This window comes from Flavobacterium sp. KH_035, from assembly GCF_057839565.1.
The window spans coordinates 3,320,596-3,343,945 of sequence record NZ_CM174492.1; the positions used below are offsets into that span (position 1 = coordinate 3,320,596).

Genomic DNA, 23,350 nt, shown 5'->3' on the forward strand with positions numbered 1-23,350 from the left:
GTAAGAATGTTGTTGATTTATAAGCGTCTTTTTTAAATAGGAAAACATGATAAATATCAGATTTTTGGTTTTTACTTCTCTTTAATTTCGCGATATAATTCCTGAAAGATTGAGGGAAATTGTAAAATACCATTCCAAAACAAAATTATTTAATTAGTAAGAAATGAATCAAGAGAATCAACTTCAAAACCGAATAGCAGTTATTGATAAAGAAGTCACGTGGGATAAAACACAAGTGATTATGAGTAAGACAAATGCTTTTGGTATTATTGAATATGCCAACGAAGTATTTGTAGATGTATGTGGTTATGAAGATTATGAATTGATGGGGCAGCCACATAATATTATACGTCATCCGGATATGCCAAGAGTTATCTTTAAAGTGCTTTGGGAGAATCTTAAAAGCGGAAAAAATTTCCATGCTATTGTTAAAAACTTAGCAAAGTCAGGACGTTATTATTGGGTAATCACTGATTTTGAAATTGCAAAAGATGAGAACGGCGTTATTGTTAATTATTTTGGAAGACGACAAGCGGTTCCTCAGGAAGTTATCGCGTTGCATATAGAACCATTGTATAAAAAACTGCTTCAAATTGAGGCGGCAAGCGGGATGGAGTTTAGTGAAAAGTATCTTATTGGATTTCTGGAAGAAAAGAAAAGAACTTATGTTGAATACATAAAAGAACTAATATATGAACATGAGAAATCTCAAGCGAAGTTTGCTCATTATGAAGTACAGGAAAATGATGAAGAGGAGGAAAGAGGTTTTTTTAGAAGATTGTTCAATAGATAGAATTGATTTTTTTTAGGTTTTGAATATTTGGGAAAAGTCCGTTTTGAGTTTTCAAAACGGATTTTTTATTTCTAGTTAGGAGTGTAATCGTAATGTTCTATTTACTAGTTTTCTAAGCCTATATGGGATTGTTTTATTAGTGCGTTATAAAGTAAATGACCTTTAGGATTAATTTTTATTTTGTTTATAAGATTATGATTTTTCCTTTCTATCTTTGTTAAAAAATCAAAAATGCCAAGAATTCTTTCCATAGACTACGGACAAAAACGTACCGGAATTGCTGTTACCGACGAAATGCAAATTATTGCTTCAGGTTTAACAACAATCCCGACTAATACCCTGATTGATTTTCTGAAAGATTATTTTACAAAAGAAAAAGTCGAAGCAGTTTTAATTGGAGAACCTAAGCAAATGAACGGTCAGCCATCAGAGAGCGCTTCAATAATTAAAGGGTTTGTTACCCATTTTTCTAATATTTTCCCCGATATGAAAGTTGTTCGTGTAGATGAGCGTTTTACATCAAAAATGGCGTTTCAAACCATGATTGATAGCGGACTTAGTAAAAAACAACGTCAGAACAAAGGTTTAATCGATGAAATTTCGGCTACAATTATGCTTCAGGATTACCTTTCTTCAAAACGTTTTTAGATTTTTTTATACCCGATCTTCAGGCCTTTTATTTTTTAGAAAAACATAACTTTTATGATGCAATTTTAGTTTTTTTTTGCAATTATAAAAAGTACCTTTGCACTTTAAAAACAATACTGTTATGTCTGACGAAACAATACGTTCTAATAGTGAAGTAGTACTCATTGGAGCGGGAATTATGAGTGCCACTCTTGGAGTAATTTTGAAAGAATTACAACCTGATATAAAAATTGAAATTTACGAAAGATTAGATGTTGCTGCTGCCGAAAGCTCAGATGCCTGGAATAATGCAGGAACAGGACACTCTGCCTTCTGTGAACTAAATTACACTCCCGAAAAGGCTGACGGAAGTATTGATCCCAAAAAAGCAATAAGTATAGCAGAATCTTTTGAGATCTCACGCCAATTCTGGTCTTATTTAGTAGAAGAGAAGAAAGTACCATCTCCTGATAATTTTATAAAAAGTGTTCCTCACATGAGTTTTGTATGGGGAGAAAAAAATGTGGAGTATCTTAAAAAGAGATTTGAAGCATTACAGAACAATCCGATTTTTTCTCAAATGGAATTTAGTTCTGATTTTGAGCAATTAAAAAAATGGATGCCGCTTGTGATGGAAGGCAGAGATGCTAATGAAAATTTGGCTGCTACCCATATGGAAATTGGTACTGATGTGAATTTTGGAGCTTTAACCAGAAGCATGTTCAATTATTTAGGTAAACTTGATGGTGTTTCTTTGCATTTTAATCATGAAGTTAAAAAATTAAAGCAACGTGAAGATAAATCATGGCGTATTAAAATTACCGATCTAGCTACCGGTAATGTGAGAAAAGCCTATACCAAATTTGTATTTATCGGAGCAGGTGGAGGTTCGTTACCTTTGTTAGAAAAAGCAAATGTTCCGGAAGGAAATGGCTACGGAGGTTTTCCAGTGAGCGGACAATGGTTAAAATGTACCAATCCTGAAGTAATTGCCAAACATCAGGCAAAAGTTTACGGAAAAGCAAGTGTTGGAGCACCTCCAATGTCTGTACCGCATATTGATACCCGAGTAATTGATGGCGAAAAAGCATTGCTTTTTGGTCCGTTTGCAGGATTTTCAACCCGTTTCCTGAAAAATGGTTCTTACTTAGATTTGCCATTATCTATAAAACCGAACAACTTAATTCCAATGTTGTCTGCAGGATATCATAACATTCCTCTAACGAAGTATTTGATTGAGCAGGTTCGTCAGTCTCCAAAAGACAGGATGAAAGCATTGCGTGAATATTTGCCAACAGCACGTTCTAAAGACTGGAAATTGGAAAGAGCCGGACAACGAGTTCAGGTGATTAAAAAAGATGAAAAAGAAGGTGGAGTTTTAGAGTTTGGTACAGAAGTAATCAACACACATGATGGAACTCTGGCAGTATTACTTGGAGCTTCTCCAGGAGCGTCGACAGCTGTTGGTATCATGGTTGATCTAATCAGCAGATGTTTTACCAATCAGATTAAAACACCGGAATGGCAAGCAAAGATGAAAAACATGATCCCTTCTTACGGTCAGACTTTAAATGATAAACCGGAGCTTTTAGCAGAACTTAGAAAACATACATCTGAAGTTTTAAAACTAAAAAATAGTTAAGTTCAGATCTTACAATAAAAAAAACAAATCCAGATGAATTAATCTGGATTTGTTGCTTTAAATTCCTTTGTAATTTTTAAAATCTTTTCTGCCAGATTGCTCATCCAGATCAATTGCTCGATTACCATCTGAGCTTCCTGCATTTTAGCTTGTCGTGTTTCTTTATCTAAGTCATCATCATCGGCCAGGCGTTTAAAATTGACGCGTTTGAGCTCTTCAAATTGTAAAGTCACATCTTCCTTGTCAAAGTAAGTATCGTTTACGATCGTTTCATTTCTTAAAACTGCGATAGCATGATCAAGGTTAGAAAGAATCGTTTTTATAATGTAATTAAAAGATTCTGAAGCAGAAGTGGTTTGATGGGACTGAATATAAGTTGATAAAGAAGCGAGAGCTGATAATATCGAATGGTTTAAGACCACCAGCTTATTGACTAATGGGAGTGTTTTTTGTTTCGATTTGGGTTCCTGCATCATACGTTGAAAAGAAGTCATCAGATTGCCTACCTCAACAAAAGCATTTTTTCGGGACAATCGGTACGAGGTGGGAACCTCTCCTTTTTTATTGTAGAAATCGGCAATCTCTTTCAGGTAATTTCGATTCGCACGGATTGAATTTTCAATGTGTATTGGAGTATTGATAAATTCCCAGGCAGGCCATAAAAACTGATTGGCTAAAAACGCTAAAATAGCTCCTGCAAGTGAATCCAGAATTCGAAACTGAATTACTTTAACTACATCCGGGGTTAAAATACCATAAATAAAAACGACATACATTGTAACGAAAGTGGCGCTTATCTTATAGTTAATTTGTGTAAACGAAATACCAAGAAGCATACAAACAATAGAGAAGATGCTTAATACAACATGGTTTTGAACCAAAGAAACGATTCCGAAAGCTAATAATCCGCCTAAAATAGTACCGAAAATTCGATTATAAGATCGTTCTTTCGTTAAACCGTAACCCGGGCGCATGATCACAACAATAGTTAGTAAAATCCAATAGACGTTTTGAAACGGTAGGAATTTTCCAATCACAAAACCAATTAAAATAGTCGTAGTCAGTCTTATTGAATGTCTAAAAATCGAAGAAGAATAAGATAAATTCTCTATCAAAGTGCGCAACGGGTAGTATTGAGGGGTAAGAAATTTTTCCAGCTCCTTATCCTTGTCTTTTAATTTATAGGACTGCATGGCAAGCGAAAAAGCACGCTGGATGATTTTAATTTTTCCAACCTGGTTTTTAGCATACTTCAACATATTCGTTAACATCAAAACACCCTCAGCCGCTTCTTCTTTGCCTAAGGTTTTTTCGTAATCAAAAATGGCAAACTCAAGAGCGTCCAGTTCATTTTTCAGGTCATTCTTATCAACGTATACGCTAATATTGTGCACATTTTTAGAAAGCTTTTTTAAAGTAGAAGCTAGTTTATAAGCCACATTCTGATAAGTTCGAAGCACTTCGGGATGTCCGGCAAATTTTTCATGCAGTTTATCGTGATCAAATGAAGTATATAATGCTAGTTCCTGAATCTCAACCAGAGTGATAAAAACAAGTAGCATCTTTCGGTTTTGACTTGTAGCTCCTGAAGTATTTTGATTCCCGATGAGCATCTTTCTTAAGTCCTCATGTATTAGGTTTAATTCTACCTGAACGTTTAATTGTTTCTCGATGATGGCTTTTCTGTTGGCTTCAGGATTCCATAAATCACCTCTGAGTTTTAAATATTTGGCTGTTAGTTTTATGCCCTCTGCGATTTGAAGTTCGACATATTTATACGGCTGTACAAAATGAAATATAAGAGACACAATCAGGTACAGAATTCCCCCAATAAAAATAAAACCGGAATACTCGAAAGCTTCCCAGCCTTCATGCAAATGGCCAAATGATAAGGAAATCGATAACAAAGCAGAGAAAGAAACCAAAGTAGCACGCTGACCATATACTGAAATCATCGAACATAAAAACAGTAAAAAGCCTAAAAAAGGATAAAACAAAAAAGGATAGGGATAGGCAAGATTTACTAATAAGTTAACTCCCGAAACAATAAATGAAGCAACGATAAGACCTTTTATTTTATGGCTTAAAGAACTCGGAATATCACTTGGGTAAGTATAAAATGCGCCTAATGCAATGGTGAAACCTATTTCGAAGTGTCCAAGAAAGTTTAAAATTAAGACGGGAACGACTGAAGCAATAGTTACTTTTGAGGCATTTAAAAAAGAAGTACTGTTGGTAAATTTCGAGATACGATCAAACATATATTGAGGTTTACAAACAAAGGTAAGAATTGTACGAATTAATTTGGCATAATTATGGATGAGTTTTTGGCGAGATTGCAAAAAATGATATATAATATAGCTTTCGAATTATTCATTGACTATTTTTTACTATTTTTGCCAGCTGAATTAAGGGAATTAAATTCAGTGTTTTTCAGTAGATAATACATTAAAATATTACAAATGATTTTACCAATTGTAGGATATGGTGATCCTGTTTTAAGAAAAGTGGGTGAGGTAATTACGCCGGATTATCCAAACTTAAAAGAAACAATAGCAAACATGTATGAAACCATGTACAACGCTTTAGGAGTTGGACTTGCCGCGCCTCAGGTAGGTGTGCCTATTCGTTTGTTTGTTATTGATACGACTCCTTTTAGTGATGATGAGGATTTGCCGTTAAATGAGCAGGAAGATTTGAAAGGTTTCAAAAAAACTTTTATCAATGCTAAAATTTTGAAAGAAGAAGGAGAAGAGTGGAGCTTTAACGAAGGTTGTTTGAGTATTCCGGACGTTCGCGAAGATGTTTACAGAAAACCAACCGTGACAATTGAATATTGTGAGGAAGATTTTGTAATGAAAACCGAAGTTTTTGATGGTTTAATTGCAAGAGTTATTCAGCATGAATACGACCATATTGAGGGAGTTCTGTTTACAGATAAAATTTCGTCCCTTAAGAAACGTCTGATCCAGAAAAAATTAAAAAACATTACAGAAGGCAAAACATTTCAGGAATACAGAATGAAATTTTTTGCTGCAAAAAAAGGAAGATAGTATTCTAAAGTATGAATTTAGAATCAAAGAAATATAATAAATCAAATTCTTAATACTAATTTTAATAAACATGAATTTAGAGAAAATTTTAGCCATTTCTGGGAAACCAGGTTTATATGTATTGAAGGTACAAACTCGTACAGGTTTTGTGGCAGAATCATTAGCAGATGGAAAAAAAATCACAGTAAACTTAAAAAGTAATGTAAGTTTATTATCAGAGATTTCAATTTATACTTACGAAGGCGAAAAACCATTAACAGAAGTAATGCAGCGTATTGCTACTAAAGAAAATAAAGGTCAAGCCATTTCTCATAAAGAAGATAATGCTACATTATCGGCTTATTTTAAAGAAATTTTACCTGAATACGACGAAGAGAGAGTTTATCCTTCTGATATTAAAAAAGTATTAAACTGGTACAATACCCTTCAGGCGAAAGGTTTGGTAACAGATTTGGCTCCTGCTGCTGTTGAAGCTGTTGAAGAAGCTCCGGTTGCTGAAGAAAAACCAAAAAAAGCAGCTGCTCCTAAAAAAGCAAAAGCGAAAAAAGAAGAATAGTAGTTTTTAACATTCTTTTAAGGTTCTAAGTGACTAAGTTCATTTTAGATTGTTAAAAAATGGTTAGGCTCAGGATCTTAGAACCTCAGAATCTTAGAACCTAAATACTTAAAAATATATTAATCCTGTTAAGATGTTTTCTTGACAGGATTTTTTACTTTTACAAACAATCGTCACAACCTGGATAAAATTTCAAAAATGAGCAAAGAACTTCAGCTACAAGCCTTCGAAAGATTACTAATTATTATGGATGAACTTCGTGAGCAATGTCCGTGGGATAAAAAGCAAACCTTGCAAACGCTCAGACATCTCACCATTGAAGAAACGTATGAGTTAGGTGATGCTATTTTAGACAACGATTTAAATGAAGTGAAGAAAGAATTAGGAGATTTGTTGCTGCATATTGTTTTTTACGCGAAAATAGGCTCAGAAACCAGCGATTTTGACATGGCAGATGTGTGTAATGAGATTTGTGATAAACTCATTCATCGTCATCCTCATATCTACAGTGATACCAAAGTTAAAGATGAGGAAGAAGTAAAGCAAAATTGGGAAAAGCTAAAGCTAAAAGAAGGTAAAAAATCAGTTTTGGAAGGAGTTCCAAGAAGTTTGCCTGCATTGGTTAAAGCAAGCCGAATTCAGGACAAAGTAAAAGGAGTAGGTTTTGATTGGGAAGAACCGCATCAGGTTTGGGATAAAGTACAGGAAGAACTGGAAGAATTGCAAATAGAAGTAAAAGCCGGAGATCAGGACAAAATAGAGGCCGAATTTGGTGATGTTTTATTCTCTATGATCAATTATGCTCGATTTTTAAATGTAAATCCTGAAGACGCTTTAGAGCGCACCAATAAAAAATTTATCAAACGTTTTCAGTATCTCGAAAGTAAAGCAGGTGAAATGGGGAAACCTTTAATGGACATGACTTTGTCTGAAATGGACATTTTTTGGAATGAAGCTAAAAAACTGTAGTTACTCCGCCAGTCTTTTTAAAGCTTTGATATCCTGAAGTTTAATCTTTTTGCCTACTAATTCAATTAATTTAAGCTTATTGAAATCAGATAATAATCGGATACAGCTTTCTGTGGCTGTACCAATAATACCAGCTAGTTCTTCTCTTGTAAGCTGAACTTTTAGGGTTTTATCCGGGTTTTCGCCAAAATCATTGTGTAATTGCAGTAAAGTTTCTGCTAAACGTTGTTTTACCGTTTTTTGAACCAATGCAATTTTATCGTTTTCAGATTCTTTTAAATCTTCACAAACCGACTGCATCAAGTTCATAGAAAACTGATTGTTGTTATTGAAAAAGTGAAGAATTTCAGCTTTTGGAATAAAACAAACTTCCATATCAGCAACCGCTTTGGCTGATAAGTTAGCAGGTTCATTGCTAATCATAGAACGCTGACCTAGAAGCTCCCCTGATTTTACCAGTTTTACAATTTGATCTTTTCCGTTGGCACTTAATTTAGAGAGCTTTCCAACTCCGTCTTTTACACAAAAAACGCCATTGGTAACTTCGCCTTCTTCAAAAAGAGCTTCGCCTTTTTTAATTGTGTAGGTTGTCTTGCTATTGGCCAACTTCACAACTTCATCTTTATTAAGCGCTTTTAGAGAAGAAAGCTGTCTTACGATACATTGGTCACATTTATTCATAGCAAAAATATTTACTGCAAAATTAACCAATATTCGCTTTCGCAGCTAGTCTTCGGACAGAAAAAACACATAAAAAATCTGACATCGTTATTTGACAGATTTATTTCATTAAATTAGAAACCGATTTCCTTCTAATATGATAAATGTCATATTAAAAGTCACCTCTTATTTTGAATATTTGTTGTATCAAAAAAAAACAAATTATGAGTGAACAAAGTTGTTTTCATTGTGGGCTTACCATTCCTAAAAATGAAGAAATCAATTTTGATGAAAAAAAGTTTTGTTGTGCCGGTTGTAAAACGGTCTACGAAATTTTTAGTCTTCACGATTTAACCTGCTATTACGATTTTGAAAAATCCCCGGGAGCTACTCCACAGGATATAAAAGGGAAGTACGACTTTTTAGATAATGAAGCTATTCTTTCAAAAGTATTGGAATTTCAGGAAGGAAATACAGCAATTGCTTCCTTAAACATTCCATACATTCATTGTAGTTCTTGTATTTGGATTCTCGAAAATTTAAATCGAATTCAGCCTGGAATAAGTCTTTCTCAGGTGAACTTTCCTGAAAAAAGAGTCCGAATTACTTTTAATTCAGATATCGTTTCTTTAAAAACCATAGTTTATATGCTTAGCTCTATAGGTTATGAACCTTATATAAGCTTAGAAAATTACGAATCCGGGAAAAATAGTGTTGACAGAAGTCTGACCTATAAATTAGGTGTTGCCTTTTTTTGCTTCGGAAACATCATGTTGCTTTCATTTCCTGAATACTTCGAAATAAAGGAATTTTGGCTGGATAACTATAAACCCTTTTTCAGAATCCTGATTTTTATTCTGGCATTGCCCAGCTTCTTGTATTCGGCTAGTGGTTATTATGTTTCCGCTTACAAAAGCATCAGATCGGGAATGTTGAATATTGATATTCCAATTGCATTAGGAATTATTGTAATGTTTGTCCGTAGTACTTTTGATATTGTGATGAATTATGGATCCGGTTTCTTTGATAGCTTAACAGGTTTGGTTTTCTTCATGTTATTGGGAAAGATGTTTCAGATTAAAACCTATAGTTTTTTAAGTTTCGAAAGAGATTTTAAATCCTATTTCCCTATAGCGGTTACAAGAATCAATTCAGATGCATCGGAAGAAAGTGTTCCTGTTTACGATGTTTTAAAAGGAAACCGGCTTCTAATTCGAAATCAGGAGCTTATTCCTGTTGACGGGATTCTGATTAGCGAAAAAGCAGAGATCGACTATAGTTTTGTAACTGGAGAAGCAGTCCCCATAACTAAAAAATCCGGAGATAAAGTTTTTGCGGGAGGAAAACATATTGGTAAAGTGATCGAGATGGAAGTGTTGCATTCGGTGTCACAAAGTTATCTGACACAATTGTGGAGTAATGAGATCTTTCAGAAAAAGGTGCTTCAAAAACATAAAACCATAACAGATACTATAAGCCGTTATTTTACACCCTTACTGTTATTAATTGCTTTTGCGGGGTTTGGTTATTGGGTTTCTATTGATGCAAATACCGCTTTTAATGTTTTTACTGCTGTCTTAATTGTGGCCTGTCCGTGCGCATTAGCACTTACCGCACCATTTACGTTTGGTAACATATTGCGAATCATGGGCAAGCAGAAAATGTATTTAAAGAATGCTTTGGTAATCGAGCAATTGGCCAAAGTTGATACAATTGTTTTTGATAAAACCGGAACTATTACGACTAATAAGAAATCGAATATTGTATACGAGGGAAACTCTCTTTCCAAAGAAGATTATAGACTTATTAAAAATGTCCTTCGTGCTTCAAATCACCCTTTGAGCCGCATGTTATATGACTTTTTGCCTGAAGAAAATAGAGTTGTAATTGTTGATTTTCAAGAAATTACCGGTAAAGGAATTCAGGCTTCTGCAGAAAACACGACTATTAAAATTGGATCAGCAGCCTTTGTTGATAGCCCTGCTGCGGAATCCTCAGAAATTGAAAAAACGGGTCTTCACATCAGAATCAATGAAGTCTATTACGGAAAATTTACATTCCAGAATCAATATCGGGATGGTTTGGAAGAACTTTTTTCGACATTGAGTCAGGAATATCAGATAAAAGTACTTTCGGGAGATAACGATGGAGAGCGTGCTACTCTTGAAGCTATTTTGCCAAAAAATACAGAATTGATTTTTAATCAAAAGCCGGAGCAGAAGCTGGAGTTTATCAAAAAATTACAGGATGAAGGTCGTAATGTAATGATGGTTGGAGACGGTTTAAACGATGCCGGTGCCTTGGCACAAAGTAACGTAGGGATTTCTATCTCTGAGAATGTTAATGTTTTCTCACCTGCCTGCGATGCTATATTAGATGCTAGCGAGTTTTCAAGACTGAGTTATTTTTTAAAATTATCGCACAAATCGATTATGATTATTAAAATGAGTTTTGTTTTGTCACTGCTGTACAATGTTGTAGGACTTTTTTTCGCAATTACAGGAAACCTACTGCCTTTGGTAGCTGCTATTATTATGCCTTTGAGCACGATTACAATTGTGAGTTTTGTAACATTGATGTCTAACTATTTAAGTAAGAGTAATTTAAAATTATTATAAATAATTCAAAGGTTATTTTTTTATAAATTTAACATAGGACCTCGTCTATGATAATTATCATATTTTACCAGCTAATAACCGAGTAATTTTGTTAATATAAACTTAAGGTATGAGTGTTATTTATCTATTAATTTCAGTAAGTATTTTCGTTGCAATTGGATTCTTTATTGCTTTTATCGTAGCTGTCAAATCAGGACAATACGATGACGATTATACGCCCTCAGTCAGAATGCTTTTTGATGATGAGACCAAAATTACCCCCAAGAAGAAAAATTTACCAATCAAAGAAAAACAAGTATAATTATGGAAATGGAACAGTTTTATTACGACAACAAAATTGTTAAAAAATTCATTTACGCCACTATCTTATTCGGGGTAGTGGGGATGTTAGTGGGGCTTACCTTAGCGGTGATGTACCTTTTTCCCAATATAACAGATGGAATCTCCTGGCTTAGCTACGGCCGATTACGGCCTTTGCACACCAATGCGGTTATTTTTGCCTTCGTTGGAAATGCCTTTTTTGCAGGAATGTATTATTCGCTGCAGCGTTTGTTAAAAGCAAGAATGTTTAGTGACTTTTTGAGTAATTTACATTTTTGGGGTTGGCAGCTTATTATTGTTGCAGCAGCTATTACATTGCCTTTAGGGTATACTTCTTCAAAGGAATATGCTGAGTTGGAATGGCCAATTGATATTGCCATTGCACTTATTTGGGTCGTAATGGGGATAAATATGATTGGTACTATGTTGCGTCGTAGAGAACGTCATTTGTATGTAGCAATTTGGTTTTATCTGGCAACATTTGTTACAGTTGCAGTATTGCACATTTTTAATAATATCGAGATTCCGGTTTCAGCTTTCAAAAGTTACTCTGTTTACGCTGGGGTTCAGGATGCTTTGGTTCAATGGTGGTATGGCCACAATGCAGTTGCATTTTTCCTTACCACGCCATTTTTAGGATTAATGTATTACTTTGTTCCAAAAGTAGCCAATCGTCCGGTATACTCTTATAGATTATCAATTATTCACTTTTGGTCCCTAATCTTTATTTACATCTGGGCCGGTCCTCACCACTTATTGTATTCTGCTTTGCCAAACTGGGCTCAGAATTTGGGAGTTGCCTTCTCAGTAATGCTTATTGCACCGTCTTGGGGTGGTATGATCAACGGACTTCTAACATTAAGAGGAGCATGGGATAAAGTTCGTGAAGAGCCGGTTTTGAAATTCTTTGTAGTAGCAATTACCGGTTACGGAATGGCAACATTTGAAGGGCCAATGCTTTCGCTTAAAAATGTAAATGCTATTGCGCATTATACAGACTGGATCGTTGCACACGTACACGTAGGGGCTTTAGCCTGGAATGGTTTCATGTCATTTGGTATTATTTATTGGTTGATTCCGAGAATGACCAAATCGGATTTGTTTTCTAAAAAATTGGCCAACTTTCATTTTTGGATAGGAACTTTAGGAATCATTATATATACAATTCCCTTATATGTGGCAGGTTTTCAACAAGCGTCAATGTGGAAACAATTTAATCCGGATGGAACTTTAGTTTATGGTAATTTCCTTGAAACGGTTACTGCTATTATGCCAATGTATTGGATGAGAGCCATTGGAGGTAGTTTGTATTTAATAGGAATGCTGACATTGGTTTACAATATTATTATGACCGTAAAAGCAGGTCAGACTATTGAGGACGAATTGGCACAAGCTCCGGCTTTACAAAGAATTAGCAGTGGAAGACTTAATGGAGAGAAATTCCATACCTGGTTGGAGAGAAAACCAATTCAGTTAACCATTTTGGCTACGATCGCTATTTTAATCGGAGGTGTTATTCAGATTGTACCAACTATCATGGTTAAATCTAATATTCCGACGATCACAAGTGTGAAACCTTATACACCTTTAGAACTTGAAGGACGTGATTTATATATAAGAGAAGGTTGTGTGGGATGTCATTCACAATCCGTTCGCCCTTTCAGAAGTGAAGTAGAGCGTTACGGACCACAATCAAAAGCAGGAGAGTTTGTATACGATCATCCGTTTTTATGGGGATCAAAACGTACGGGTCCCGATTTGTTAAGAGTAGGAGGAAAATATAATGACAACTGGCATTTTAACCATATGTGGAATCCACAAAGTACTTCAGCAGGTTCAATCATGCCAGGTTATAAATGGTTGTTTGATAATGAAGCGATGGATATTTCCTTGACTCAGAAGAAAATGCAGGCAATGGTTTCACTTGGTGTTCCTTATACCGAAGAAGAGATTGCAAATGCTCCTAAGACATTAAGAGCGCAGGCAATGAGAATTGAAAAAAGTCTTGAGAACGATCCTGATTATGTAAAAAGTTATGAGGACAGTAAGAAAAAAGCAATTGCTAAAGGTGAAAAATTCATTCCGATGAATGAGAGAGAAATTGTCGCTTTAATTGCTTACATACAAAGACTTGGAACTGATATCAAAGTAAAGCAACCTTCTAAATAACAGCATTATGTTTGAGCAAATAAAACACAATATGGAGAACATTTCGGGTATAGAGATTTACCCGATACTTTCTCTACTGATATTCTTTTTCTTCTTTGTAGGCCTAGGTTTTTGGGTGTTCTCCTATAAAAAAGAAAAAATTGAGGAGATGAGTGCGATACCTTTGGATGAAGGGCTTATTATAATTTCAAAAGATAAATAAAAATGAAAAGATTTTTCCCAGTATATGTAAGAGTGCCATTGATTTTCTTCATTGTCTTTGCTTTGATGGAATACTTTATAGATTCGGGTGACAGACCAGCTTTTATCAAGTATCCGATGGTTTCCGTTTTTCTATTTGTTTTTCTGTTTATCCTGATTGCAATTGAAATAACGTTGAGCGCTGTTAATAGAGTAATGTATCAATTAATGTCGCCTGAAGAAAAAGCAAAAGTGGAACATGAAAAGAGTTTAAGCTTGACTGAAAGTACCTGGTACAAAGAGTTGATGCATAAACTTACTCAAACAGAACCAATTGAAAAAGAAGGTGACTTGTTGATGGATCATGATTATGACGGCATTAAAGAGTTAGATAATAATTTACCGCCTTGGTGGGTATACCTGTTCTATATCTGTATTGTATTTGGTGTGATCTATGTAGCACGTTACGATATTTTTGGTGGCGACGATCAGGAAACGGAGCTGAAAAAAGAAATGGCTCAGGCTAAAATAGATGTAGAAGAATATCTTAAAACAGCGCCTGATTTGATGGATGAAAAAACAGTGGTGTTGTTAACCGATGATGCAAGTTTAGCTGCCGGTAAAGAAATTTTTATGACCAATTGTGCAGCTTGTCACAGAGCAGACGGTGGTGGACAAATTGGACCAAACTTAACGGATGATCACTGGATTTTAGGCGGTGGTATTAAAGAGGTTTTTCATACCATTACTAATGGAGGACGTGACGGAAAGGGAATGGTCTCCTGGAAAACCAACGGTATGAAACCCAAAGAAATTCAAAAAGTTGCAAGTTACATCTTGTCTTTGCAAGGCAGTAACCCAAAAGATCCAAAAGAACCGGAAGGAGAAGTTTGGGTAGATCAAAGCGCTCCTAAAAAGGGCGACACAGCAGATAAAACAAAAGATAGTACAGAAGTTAAAAAATAATACCATGTCAAATTTACCAGACGAAGCTTTTAGAGATACCATTGGAACTATTGATGAAGGTGGTAAAAGAAAATTTATTTTTCCTAAAAAACCGTCTGGTAAATTTTATGAATACCGGAAAATAGTCAGTTATGTTTTGCTGGCGATTTTAATTGCGAATCCGTTTATAAAAATAAATGGAAACCAGTTCATGATGTTCAATGTTATAGAGCGACGCTTTAATATTTTTGGATTTCCATTTTGGCCTCAGGATTTTTATCTCTTTGTAATATCAATGCTGGTAGGTATTGTGTTTATTATTTTGTTTACCGTTGTTTTTGGAAGAATTTTTTGTGGATGGATTTGTCCACAGACAATCTTTCTTGAGATGGTTTTCAGGCGAATTGAATACTGGATCGATGGAGATCGCGGCGCACAAATACGATTGTCAAGACAGGAATGGAACGCTGAGAAAATTCGAAAACGAGGGATCAAATGGGCTATCTTTTTTCTGATTTCTTTTGGAATTGCTAATGTATTTTTAGCTTATCTTGTAGGTAGTGACGAGCTTTTCTTAATGGTAGAACAAGGACCAATTCAACAGGCAAGTAATTTTATTGCATTGCTTATTTTTACAGGAGTCTTCTATTTTGTATTTGTTTGGTTTCGAGAGCAGGTTTGTATTATTGCCTGTCCCTATGGGCGTTTACAAGGTGTGCTTCTTGATAATAAGTCTATCAATGTGGCGTATGATTTTGTGCGTGGTGAAAAGGAGGCAGGGCGTGCTAAATTTAATAAAAAAGAAGACAGAGCTTTAACCGGAAAAGGAGATTGTATCGATTGTCATCAATGTGTACACGTTTGCCCGATGGGTATTGACATTAGAAACGGGACACAGTTGGAATGTACAAATTGTACAGCATGTATCGATGAATGTGATTCCATTATGGAAAACGTTGGTTTACCTAAAGGATTGATTCGTTACGCATCTGAAGATGAAATTGAGAAAAAAGCATCTTTTAAATTTACCACGCGAATGAAAGGTTATACTGCGGTTTTATTCATTTTGCTAAGTGTGTTTGTTGGAATGTTGTTTTTAAGAACAGATGTGCAGGCAGTCATTCTACGTTTGCCAGGACAATTGTTTCAGCATAAAGGAAATAAAATTAGTAATGTGTATACTTATAAAATTGTCAATAAAACGATGAAAGATTATAATGATATTCATTTTGAACTAATCGACCAAAAAGGTGAAATTAAGAATGTTGGAAAAACACATTTTAAAGTGGCTAAAGAAGGCATTTCTCAAGGAACATTATTTATAGAAATAGACGAAGTACTTTTAGAAAGTGATAAAACAAAAGTGAAGATTGGGGTTTATAATGGTAAAGAATTATTGGAAACCACCACTACCAACTTTTTAGGACCACGAAGTTTTAATTAAAAAAATACGATTATGAAAATAAATTGGGGAACCGGGATTGTCATTGCATTTGCATTGTTTATGACTTTTATTTTATATTTTGTTTTTGAAGTGCAGTCCAACAGTAAGTATGATAATGATTTGGTTGTAGAAGAATATTACAAGCATGATTCACATTTTCAGGATGAAATGGCACGTGTTCAAAATGCTCAGGATTTGCAGCAAAAACCTTTAATTGCCTATCAAGAAGATGGAGTTGAAATTGTTTTTCCTACCACTTTTGAAAATGATAAAGTCAAAGGGAATATATTATTGTACCGTCCGTCAAATAAAAAATTTGATTTTAATACCCAGATTGTTTTAACCAATTCAGTATTGTTGATTCCAAAAAACAAACTGATAAAAGGTCGTTGGGATGTTAACATGGAATGGCAGTACGATGGAAAAAAATACTTGTCAAAAGAGGTAATCTATGTAAATTAATATTGCAAAATGACTTGTTAAAAGGAGATTATTTCAATAGACAGGTCATTGTTCGTATAGATTTTTTAATCATTATTAGAGATGTAATCTATAGCAAAAAAAGAAAAAGATGTTGTACTCCGCTTTCATATTTGGATTAATAAGTAGTTTACACTGTATCGGAATGTGTGGTCCAATTGCGATGATGTTGCCTGTGGATCGTCAGAATGAAGCCAAAAAGGTAACTCAGATTATAACCTATCATCTAGGGCGATTGACGTCTTACATGACCATAGGGCTGATTTTTGGACTATTAGGGAGAGGATTCTTTTTAGCCGGACTTCAGCAAAAAATGTCAATTTTTATTGGCCTAGCGATGATAGTCGTTGTTTTAGTCCCTGAGAAAGTCTTCTCAAAATACAACTTTTCTAAACCGATCTATAAAGTTATCTCCAGGGTAAAATCAAGCTTAGGAAATCAATTTAAAGATCGAAGTTATAAATCTCTTTTTACTATAGGACTGTTAAATGGCTTTTTGCCTTGTGGAATGGTTTATGTAGCCTTATTTGGCGCTATAGCAATGCAAAGCGCCAGTTTAGGAGTTCTGTACATGCTGCTGTTTGGATTGGGGACTGTACCGCTTATGACAGTTGTAGTGTATGTAAATTCGTTGATCAAACTTCCCTTTAGAAATAAAATACAGAAAGCAATACCTTATGTTGCTGTGATAATTGGAGTTTTATTTATTCTTAGAGGCTTAGGTTTAGGAATTCCTTATATTTCTCCATCTAATATGAGTTTGTTTGTCCAGTCGACTCCTAACTGTCATTAAACAGTCATAGAGAAGAGGTTTGTTTCGGGAGATTTTCTTTTTAAGTGCAAATCAAAAGCCATACAAATATTACGAACAAAAGGCCTGCCTGCTTCGGTAATACTAATTTTGTTTTCTTCAATAACAATTAATTGATCATTTTCTATTTCTTTTAAATCAGATAAAACAGTCGGGATTTCTTTAAAATATAAAGATTCATCACCCCATGAAGTTTCAAATTCACAGGTTAAGTTTAAAATGTGTTTTCGGATTATTAAATCTTCATCATCAAGAACATGACCTTTTATAACAGGTAATTTATTGCATTCCAACAGTTGATAATAATCTTCCAGAATTTTGGTGTTTTGAGCAAAGCTGTACCAGCTGTCACTAATAGATGAAACACCCAAACCTATCATAAGCTGTGTTTTTGAGGCACTGTATCCCATAAAATTTCGATGAAGTTCTTTATTTTGTACTGCTTTATACAAACTATCAGACGCGAAAGCAAAATGATCCATTCCAATTTCATGATAGCCATTTTGAGCAAGCAATTGTTTGCCAACTTCATATAGTTTTCTTTTCTCGGCATCTTTTGGGATATTTTCATCATTAAACCCGCGCTGGCCATTTCCTTTTATCCAGGGTACATGCGCATAACTGTAAAAAGCCAGACGATCCGGTTTTAAGGAGTTTGTTTTCTCAACAGTGTCAATAATATTTTCAACAGTTTGAAAAGGAAGACCAAATATGATATCATGGCCAATAGAAGTATAGCCTATTTCTTTTGCCCAAAGGGTAACTTTCGCAACATTATGAAAAGGCTGAATTCTGTGAATTGCTTTTTGAACTTTCTCTGCGTAATCCTGAACACCGAAACTTACTCTTCGAAAACCTAGATCGTGTAATTTTTTAAGTTGTTCGTAAGTTGTATTGTTAGGATGACCTTCAAAACTAAACTCATGGTTTTCGGCTTTTTGGGCACTGTTGAAAATACCATTTATGAGTTGTTCGAGGTTGTTTTTGGAGAAAAAGGTTGGAGTTCCACCTCCTAAGTGAATTTCTTTTATGATCGGTTTTTTGGGAAGTAAATTACAGTAAAGACTCCATTCTTTTAAAAGTGCTTTGATATAAGTTTCTTCGACAGAGTGATTTTTTGTAATACGTTTGTTGCAGCCACAAAAAGTGCACAGACTCTCACAGAAAGGTAAGTGAATATATAAACTAATTCCGTTTTGTGAATTACTTTCCAGAAAAGCTCTTTGGAATGATGTAATCCATTTTTGCTCATTAAAGTTGTTTTCATTCCAATAAGGAACTGTTGGATAACTGGTATATCGTGGGCCGGGAACGTTGTATTTCTGTGTCAGTGAAATTTTCATAAAAGAGGATTTTGGATACTCAAAATTAGAATACTGGCACTTGAAATAAAATGACAAATATCATGTAAAAAAAAGAGACTCAAAATGAGCCTCTTTTACTGAATTAAATAACTAACATTAAATAGAATCCTGAATGATTTTAAGCCATTTTTTCGCAAACATATGATCCTGGTAAGCGCTTATTTGTTTGATACGGTCATCATCGAAATCATAGAAAGGAATTGTAATTTTTTTAGATGTTTCTCTGTTCAGAAATTCAAAATCAATTTTTAGTATCGTGTCTGAGTTTCCATCAGTTGTCAACGCTAGTTTGCAAGAAGAGACACTTTTTAAATCGACATAAGTAGATTCCTCCTGATTTGGATTGAAGTTCATCAGGATAAATTTTCTGTTCTTTTGATCTATAGTCAATGTTTTATTGCTTTGAGACTCTGTTAGATCAAAATTTTCAGGATGTGCCGGATTGAATTTCTTTTTTATGTTTAAGATTTTCGTTTTGCTTGCGGCACTTGATCTTGCTGAAAAATAAATAGGAATGGCTACTATGATGGCGATCACAATACCAATTATGGTTACACTTGTTTCCATTTTTGTTGTAAAATTTGATAAATTATTATGAAATAGTAAATAGTTTTCAGGATGAAAACGGTTTATTGATTTGGAGAAGAAATGCCTTCTCCGCTAGAATTTCATAAAATAATCTACCAGAAAAAATGGAAAGGGTAGAGCATTAAAAGGATCTTTTTGCTCTGGATGTTGAATTGACTGGCAAAGTTTGAAGCTGTATTTACAGCATGATGTTGTGGAATAGCAACCAATAAAGAGTCAAACCACTTAATTAAACCGGGATGATTCGTTTTGATATTTCCTACCAGATTATAGCCTGTTTGTGGCTGTATAAAAGCCAAAGAGTCGGTATAGTCGATAGAAAAAGTAGTATCTGCCTTTTTGTTTTCAGTTTTTTCCACTACAGATTCGTTTGCCTGAGAGGCAAAAAAAGCAATGATCAAAAGTGATACAAAAATAGTGGTCTTACGAATCCAATTCATGGTCGCGAATTTAACCCTTAAAAGACAATTAAAGAAATTTTGCTGCATTAATTAACTTTAAAAAAGAACTAATTATTTTATCCTCAACATTTAATTGGCGTAGTTGAGGATAAAACAAAGTTATTGTTGCATTTTGAAATAATAATCAGCTGAGTGTTTTCCGCTTCCGTAGAATAAAAAGAATACGCAAACCAATAAGACTACAATAGCGAGAATTAAGCTTTCCGAATGCATGTGCCCCATAAAATTAATCAAAATGGCCCCAAAAAGGATGGGTAACTGAGCAGCTATTGCCCAACGGGTGAGTAGCCCAAAAACAATCATGATACCACCAATCATATGGGCTGGCGCTATATAATGTAATAAAAACATTCCGCCACCAAATTTATCAATGGGAGAAATTAAATCATGCAGATATTGAACATTCGTTACAAATGAAACTCCTTTCATAAATAAAAAAATCCCCAATACAATACGTACTAAATCTACAGGTAAATAAGTGTGCGAATTGGCCCATTTATTTAAACTTTTTACATTTTCCATGATACTACGTGATTAAAAATTACCCATTAAAGTTACTGATTTTTAATGATATATCTGTTTTAAGTAGCTGAAAATAAGTTTTTTACTTTTAATTTAACGTGTTGATAGGAATGTTTGAGAATTTAAACCTGAATCACTCCTAAATTAAAAGGTTTTTGAATTGGAGAGTGGTTAGCTGCTTCAATTCCCATAGAAATCCAGGTACGGGTGTCTAGAGGGTCAATGATAGCATCTGTCCACAATCTTGAAGCAGCATAGTACGGAGAGGTTTGTTCGTCGTAACGTGCTTTTATTCTGTTAAATAATTCTGTTTCTTTTTCTTCGTCTACGATTTCTCCTTTTGCTTTCAGTGAAGAAGCTTCGATTTGAGCAAGTACTTTTGCAGCCTGAGTTCCTCCCATAACGGCAAGCTCAGCACTTGGCCAGGCAAAAATTAATCTTGGATCATAGGCTTTTCCGCACATTGCGTAGTTTCCGGCTCCGTAAGAGTTTCCAACAATTACGGTAAATTTAGGCACAACGGAATTGCTTACAGCATTCACCATTTTAGCACCATCTTTTATGATTCCGCCATGTTCTGACTTTGATCCGACCATAAAACCCGTAACATCCTGTAAAAAAACTAAAGGTATTTTCTTCTGATTGCAATTGGCAATAAAACGAGTGGCTTTGTCAGCACTATCCGAGTAAATTACGCCTCCAAATTGCATTTCTCCTTTTTTTGTTTTTACTACTTTTCTTTGATTAGCTACAATTCCAACTGCCCAGCCATCAATTCTGGCATAACCCGTAATTATTGTTTGACCGTAGCCTTCTTTGTAAGCTTCGAATTCTGAGTTATCAACCAAACGATTGATGATTTCCATCATATCATATTGCTCGTTTCTCGCTTTTGGCAAGATTCCGTAAATATCTTTGGGTTCCAGAGCAGGTTTTGCGGCTTTGATACGGCTGTAACCGGCTTTGTCATAATCACCGATTTTGTCTACGATATTTTTTATCTTTTCAAGGGCGTCTTTATCGTCTTTGGCTTTGTAATCGGTAACTCCTGAGATTTCACAGTGCGTTGTGGCACCACCTAAACTTTCATTGTCGATGGTCTCTCCAATTGCGGCTTTAACCAAATAGCTTCCTGCAAGGAAAATACTTCCGGTTTTGTCTACAATTAAAGCCTCGTCACTCATAATAGGCAGGTAGGCACCTCCTGCAACACAGCTTCCCATTACGGCAGCAATTTGGGTGATTCCCATACTGCTCATTTGTGCATTGTTTCTGAAAATTCTTCCGAAGTGCTCTTTATCCGGGAAAATTTCATCCTGAAGTGGTAAATAAACACCTGCACTGTCTACTAAATAAATTATTGGTAATCTGTTTTCCATGGCAATTTCCTGCGCACGCAGATTTTTCTTCCCGGTGATTGGAAACCAGGCACCGGCTTTTACGGTAGCATCATTGGCTACCACAATGCATTGTTTTCCTCTGATGTATCCTATTTTAATGACAACTCCTCCGGACGGACAGCCACCATGTTCAGCATACATTCCTTCTCCAACGAACCCTCCAATCTCAATGCTTTTAGAATTTTCGTCCAGCAGGTAGTCGATGCGTTCTCTTGCAGTCATTTTGCCTTCGGCATGTAGCTTTTCGATACGTTTCTCACCTCCGCCTAGTTTTACTTTTGCAAATTTGTGTTTTAATTCAGAAAGTAGTAATTTATTGTGATCTTCGTTTTTATTGAAGTTTAAATCCATAATATATTAATGTTTTAACAAAATAGTGTTGGCTAATTTACAAAATCAATTGAAACCCACATAATAAATATCATTTGGATGTGAAATAAAATTGAGCCTCTGGTATTTAAAATTTAAATGCCTTTTTTTAAGAAGTAAAGAGCATGTTTATTGACAATTCATAAAAAAAACCAGAAGCTGCCTTCTGGTTTTTTATCTGTATATTTTTGTTTAGATTATTTTTTAGAATCGCCAACCATTCGTTTTAGAATGGCCCATTGTTTTAAAGCATCACGAGCTTCTACAGCTGGGTAGCCCAACATAGTTTTTCCGGCAGCAACATCGCAGATAACTCCTGAACCCGCTCCAACTACGGCACCATCACCAATAGTGGTGTGGTCTTTTATAGAAGCACTTCCTCCAATGATGACACCATTTCCTAAAGTTACAGAACCGGCTAGGCCGCTGTTTCCAGCCATGATACAAAATTTACCTAATTTACTATTATGTCCGATTTGTACTAAGTTGTCAATTTTACAGCCATCTCCAAGAATAGTCGAGCTGAATTTTCCACGGTCTACACAAGTGTTTGCACCAATCTCAACTCCGTTTCCGATAATTACGTTTCCGATTTGTGGAATTTTCACCAAGCCTTTTTCACTACAAGGACGAAATCCGAAACCGTCTGCGCCAATCGTTGCATTAGGATGAATGATACAATCGTTACCGATATGACAACGTTCGCGTATAACTGTTCCTGACCAGATAATGGTGTTTTTTCCAACAGTAGATTCATCGAGAATGGTTACGTTTGGATAAATAGTTGCATGAGAACCAATTGTTACTTTTGGACCAATGTAGCAACCAGCACCAATTTTGGCACCTTCACCAATGATAGCCGTTTCGTCGACAGTAGCTGTTCTGTGAATATTGGTATGAAATATTGGGGTAGGCGGGGCAAAAAGGGCTAAAATTTGTGACATGGCCAAATCGGCATTCTTTACTTTGATAAATGCACGATTTTCCCCTGGCTCTATTGAAATATCTTCGTTAACTACTGCAATCGATGCATTTGAAGTTGACCAGTATTTTTCATATTTTTTGTTTCCTATAAACGAAATTTCTGAAGTTGTAGCTTTTTCTAATTGTTCTGTGGCTGTAATGCTTTGTGAAGTAGTGCCGTAAATTACGCCATTGATTACCTCGTTAATTTCTTGAATTGAATAGGATTTCATTTAATGAATGTAATAGATTATAGGGGTTAATTTTTCCCAAATAAAATCAATTAGATTCTAATTACCTAATGTTATTTTTGAGTTTGTTGAAATATATTTAAAATAATAGTGCAAATATTACAAAATTAACATTTTAGCTATTGATTTGGTAATGTTTTTTAGTTTGTATTTAAGTTGTTATC

At 35.0% G+C, this 23,350-nt stretch carries 22 protein-coding genes; 14 read left to right on the plus strand and 8 right to left on the minus strand.

All coding sequences use genetic code 11. The features are described 5' to 3' along the window. Nucleotides 1-163 precede the first annotated feature (163 nt). From AC3IS6_RS13655 to AC3IS6_RS13665, 3 genes are all read left to right on the plus strand, one after another. Nucleotides 164-793, plus strand: a complete 630-nt coding sequence (locus AC3IS6_RS13655; protein ID WP_263360434.1) for a PAS domain-containing protein — start codon at nt 164-166, stop codon at nt 791-793. Between the two features lie 231 nt (nt 794-1,024). Further along, nucleotides 1,025-1,441 (plus strand): Holliday junction resolvase RuvX, encoded by a 417-nt coding sequence (gene ruvX / locus AC3IS6_RS13660; protein ID WP_489160102.1) that lies wholly within the window; start codon nt 1,025-1,027, stop codon nt 1,439-1,441. A gap of 121 nt (nt 1,442-1,562) precedes the next feature. Beyond that, nucleotides 1,563-3,062 (plus strand): malate:quinone oxidoreductase, encoded by a 1,500-nt coding sequence (locus AC3IS6_RS13665; protein ID WP_489160104.1) that lies wholly within the window; start codon nt 1,563-1,565, stop codon nt 3,060-3,062. 38 nt (nt 3,063-3,100) lie between these two features. On the opposite strand, the gene AC3IS6_RS13670 is transcribed toward AC3IS6_RS13665, so the two are convergent. Then, nucleotides 3,101-5,323: an FUSC family protein gene (locus AC3IS6_RS13670; RefSeq protein WP_489160106.1), complete on the minus strand. Its 2,223-nt coding sequence runs from the start codon at nt 5,321-5,323 to the stop codon at nt 3,101-3,103. 201 nt (nt 5,324-5,524) lie between these two features. Here AC3IS6_RS13670 and def point away from each other — a divergent pair, with 201 nt between their 5' ends. The 3 genes from def (at nt 5,525) to mazG (ending at nt 7,640) form a co-directional block, all read left to right on the plus strand. Further along, complete coding sequence (def, locus tag AC3IS6_RS13675) at nt 5,525-6,115, plus strand: peptide deformylase (protein ID WP_173966721.1); 591 nt, start codon at nt 5,525-5,527, stop codon at nt 6,113-6,115. Nucleotides 6,116-6,185: 70 nt separating this feature from the next. Then, nucleotides 6,186-6,671 (plus strand): DUF5606 family protein, encoded by a 486-nt coding sequence (locus tag AC3IS6_RS13680; RefSeq protein WP_070906719.1) that lies wholly within the window; start codon nt 6,186-6,188, stop codon nt 6,669-6,671. 198 nt (nt 6,672-6,869) lie between these two features. Then, complete coding sequence (gene mazG, locus AC3IS6_RS13685; RefSeq protein WP_489160109.1) at nt 6,870-7,640, plus strand: nucleoside triphosphate pyrophosphohydrolase; 771 nt, start codon at nt 6,870-6,872, stop codon at nt 7,638-7,640. Here the strand turns inward: mazG and AC3IS6_RS13690 are convergent, their stop codons facing one another. Then, nucleotides 7,641-8,321, minus strand: a complete 681-nt coding sequence (locus AC3IS6_RS13690) for a Crp/Fnr family transcriptional regulator (RefSeq protein ID WP_489160111.1) — start codon at nt 8,319-8,321, stop codon at nt 7,641-7,643. It abuts the gene before it with no gap. A 203-nt stretch (nt 8,322-8,524) separates the two neighbouring features. On the opposite strand from AC3IS6_RS13690, the gene AC3IS6_RS13695 reads away from it, so the two are divergent. The 8 genes from AC3IS6_RS13695 (at nt 8,525) to AC3IS6_RS13730 (ending at nt 17,250) form a co-directional block, all read left to right on the plus strand. After that, a complete protein-coding gene (locus tag AC3IS6_RS13695; protein WP_489160113.1) occupies nt 8,525-10,918 on the plus strand; it encodes a heavy metal translocating P-type ATPase in 2,394 nt (797 codons plus the stop codon). Nucleotides 10,919-11,027: 109 nt separating this feature from the next. Further along, nucleotides 11,028-11,219, plus strand: coding sequence for a cbb3-type cytochrome oxidase assembly protein CcoS (ccoS, locus tag AC3IS6_RS13700; protein WP_263360439.1), 192 nt, complete (start codon nt 11,028-11,030; stop codon nt 11,217-11,219). A gap of 2 nt (nt 11,220-11,221) precedes the next feature. After that, nucleotides 11,222-13,408 carry a cytochrome-c oxidase, cbb3-type subunit I gene (ccoN, locus tag AC3IS6_RS13705; RefSeq protein WP_489160115.1) on the plus strand — a complete coding sequence of 729 codons (2,187 nt, stop codon included), beginning with the start codon at nt 11,222-11,224 and terminating at the stop codon, nt 13,406-13,408. Nucleotides 13,409-13,415: 7 nt separating this feature from the next. Beyond that, on the plus strand, nt 13,416-13,610 hold the full coding sequence (locus AC3IS6_RS13710; protein WP_026110175.1) for a CcoQ/FixQ family Cbb3-type cytochrome c oxidase assembly chaperone: 195 nt from the start codon (nt 13,416-13,418) through the stop codon (nt 13,608-13,610). Between the two features lie 2 nt (nt 13,611-13,612). Further along, nucleotides 13,613-14,554: a cbb3-type cytochrome c oxidase N-terminal domain-containing protein gene (locus AC3IS6_RS13715; protein WP_489160118.1), complete on the plus strand. Its 942-nt coding sequence runs from the start codon at nt 13,613-13,615 to the stop codon at nt 14,552-14,554. Between the two features lie 4 nt (nt 14,555-14,558). Further along, nucleotides 14,559-15,977: a cytochrome c oxidase accessory protein CcoG gene (ccoG, locus tag AC3IS6_RS13720; RefSeq protein WP_489160120.1), complete on the plus strand. Its 1,419-nt coding sequence runs from the start codon at nt 14,559-14,561 to the stop codon at nt 15,975-15,977. 12 nt (nt 15,978-15,989) lie between these two features. Continuing rightward, nucleotides 15,990-16,439: a FixH family protein gene (locus tag AC3IS6_RS13725; protein WP_489160122.1), complete on the plus strand. Its 450-nt coding sequence runs from the start codon at nt 15,990-15,992 to the stop codon at nt 16,437-16,439. Between the two features lie 109 nt (nt 16,440-16,548). After that, nucleotides 16,549-17,250, plus strand: a complete 702-nt coding sequence (locus AC3IS6_RS13730) for a sulfite exporter TauE/SafE family protein (protein WP_489160124.1) — start codon at nt 16,549-16,551, stop codon at nt 17,248-17,250. On the opposite strand, the gene hemN is transcribed toward AC3IS6_RS13730, so the two are convergent. The 6 genes from hemN to lpxD all read right to left on the minus strand — a co-directional run bounded on the left by hemN (nt 17,247) and on the right by lpxD (nt 23,168). Then, nucleotides 17,247-18,611 (minus strand): oxygen-independent coproporphyrinogen III oxidase, encoded by a 1,365-nt coding sequence (hemN, locus tag AC3IS6_RS13735; protein ID WP_489160126.1) that lies wholly within the window; start codon nt 18,609-18,611, stop codon nt 17,247-17,249. The two genes, AC3IS6_RS13730 and hemN, sit on opposite strands and share 4 nt — an antisense overlap. A 117-nt stretch (nt 18,612-18,728) precedes the next feature. Continuing rightward, a complete protein-coding gene (locus tag AC3IS6_RS13740) occupies nt 18,729-19,199 on the minus strand; it encodes a hypothetical protein (RefSeq protein WP_489160128.1) in 471 nt (156 codons plus the stop codon). 113 nt (nt 19,200-19,312) lie between these two features. After that, on the minus strand, nt 19,313-19,660 hold the full coding sequence (locus tag AC3IS6_RS13745) for a hypothetical protein (RefSeq protein ID WP_489160129.1): 348 nt from the start codon (nt 19,658-19,660) through the stop codon (nt 19,313-19,315). Nucleotides 19,661-19,780: 120 nt separating this feature from the next. Then, nucleotides 19,781-20,203, minus strand: a complete 423-nt coding sequence (locus AC3IS6_RS13750; RefSeq protein WP_264523507.1) for a DoxX family protein — start codon at nt 20,201-20,203, stop codon at nt 19,781-19,783. Between the two features lie 122 nt (nt 20,204-20,325). Continuing rightward, complete coding sequence (locus AC3IS6_RS13755) at nt 20,326-21,954, minus strand: acyl-CoA carboxylase subunit beta (protein WP_489160131.1); 1,629 nt, start codon at nt 21,952-21,954, stop codon at nt 20,326-20,328. Nucleotides 21,955-22,169: 215 nt separating this feature from the next. Continuing rightward, a complete protein-coding gene (lpxD, locus tag AC3IS6_RS13760; RefSeq protein ID WP_489160133.1) occupies nt 22,170-23,168 on the minus strand; it encodes a UDP-3-O-(3-hydroxymyristoyl)glucosamine N-acyltransferase in 999 nt (332 codons plus the stop codon). Nucleotides 23,169-23,350: the final 182 nt, after the last annotated feature.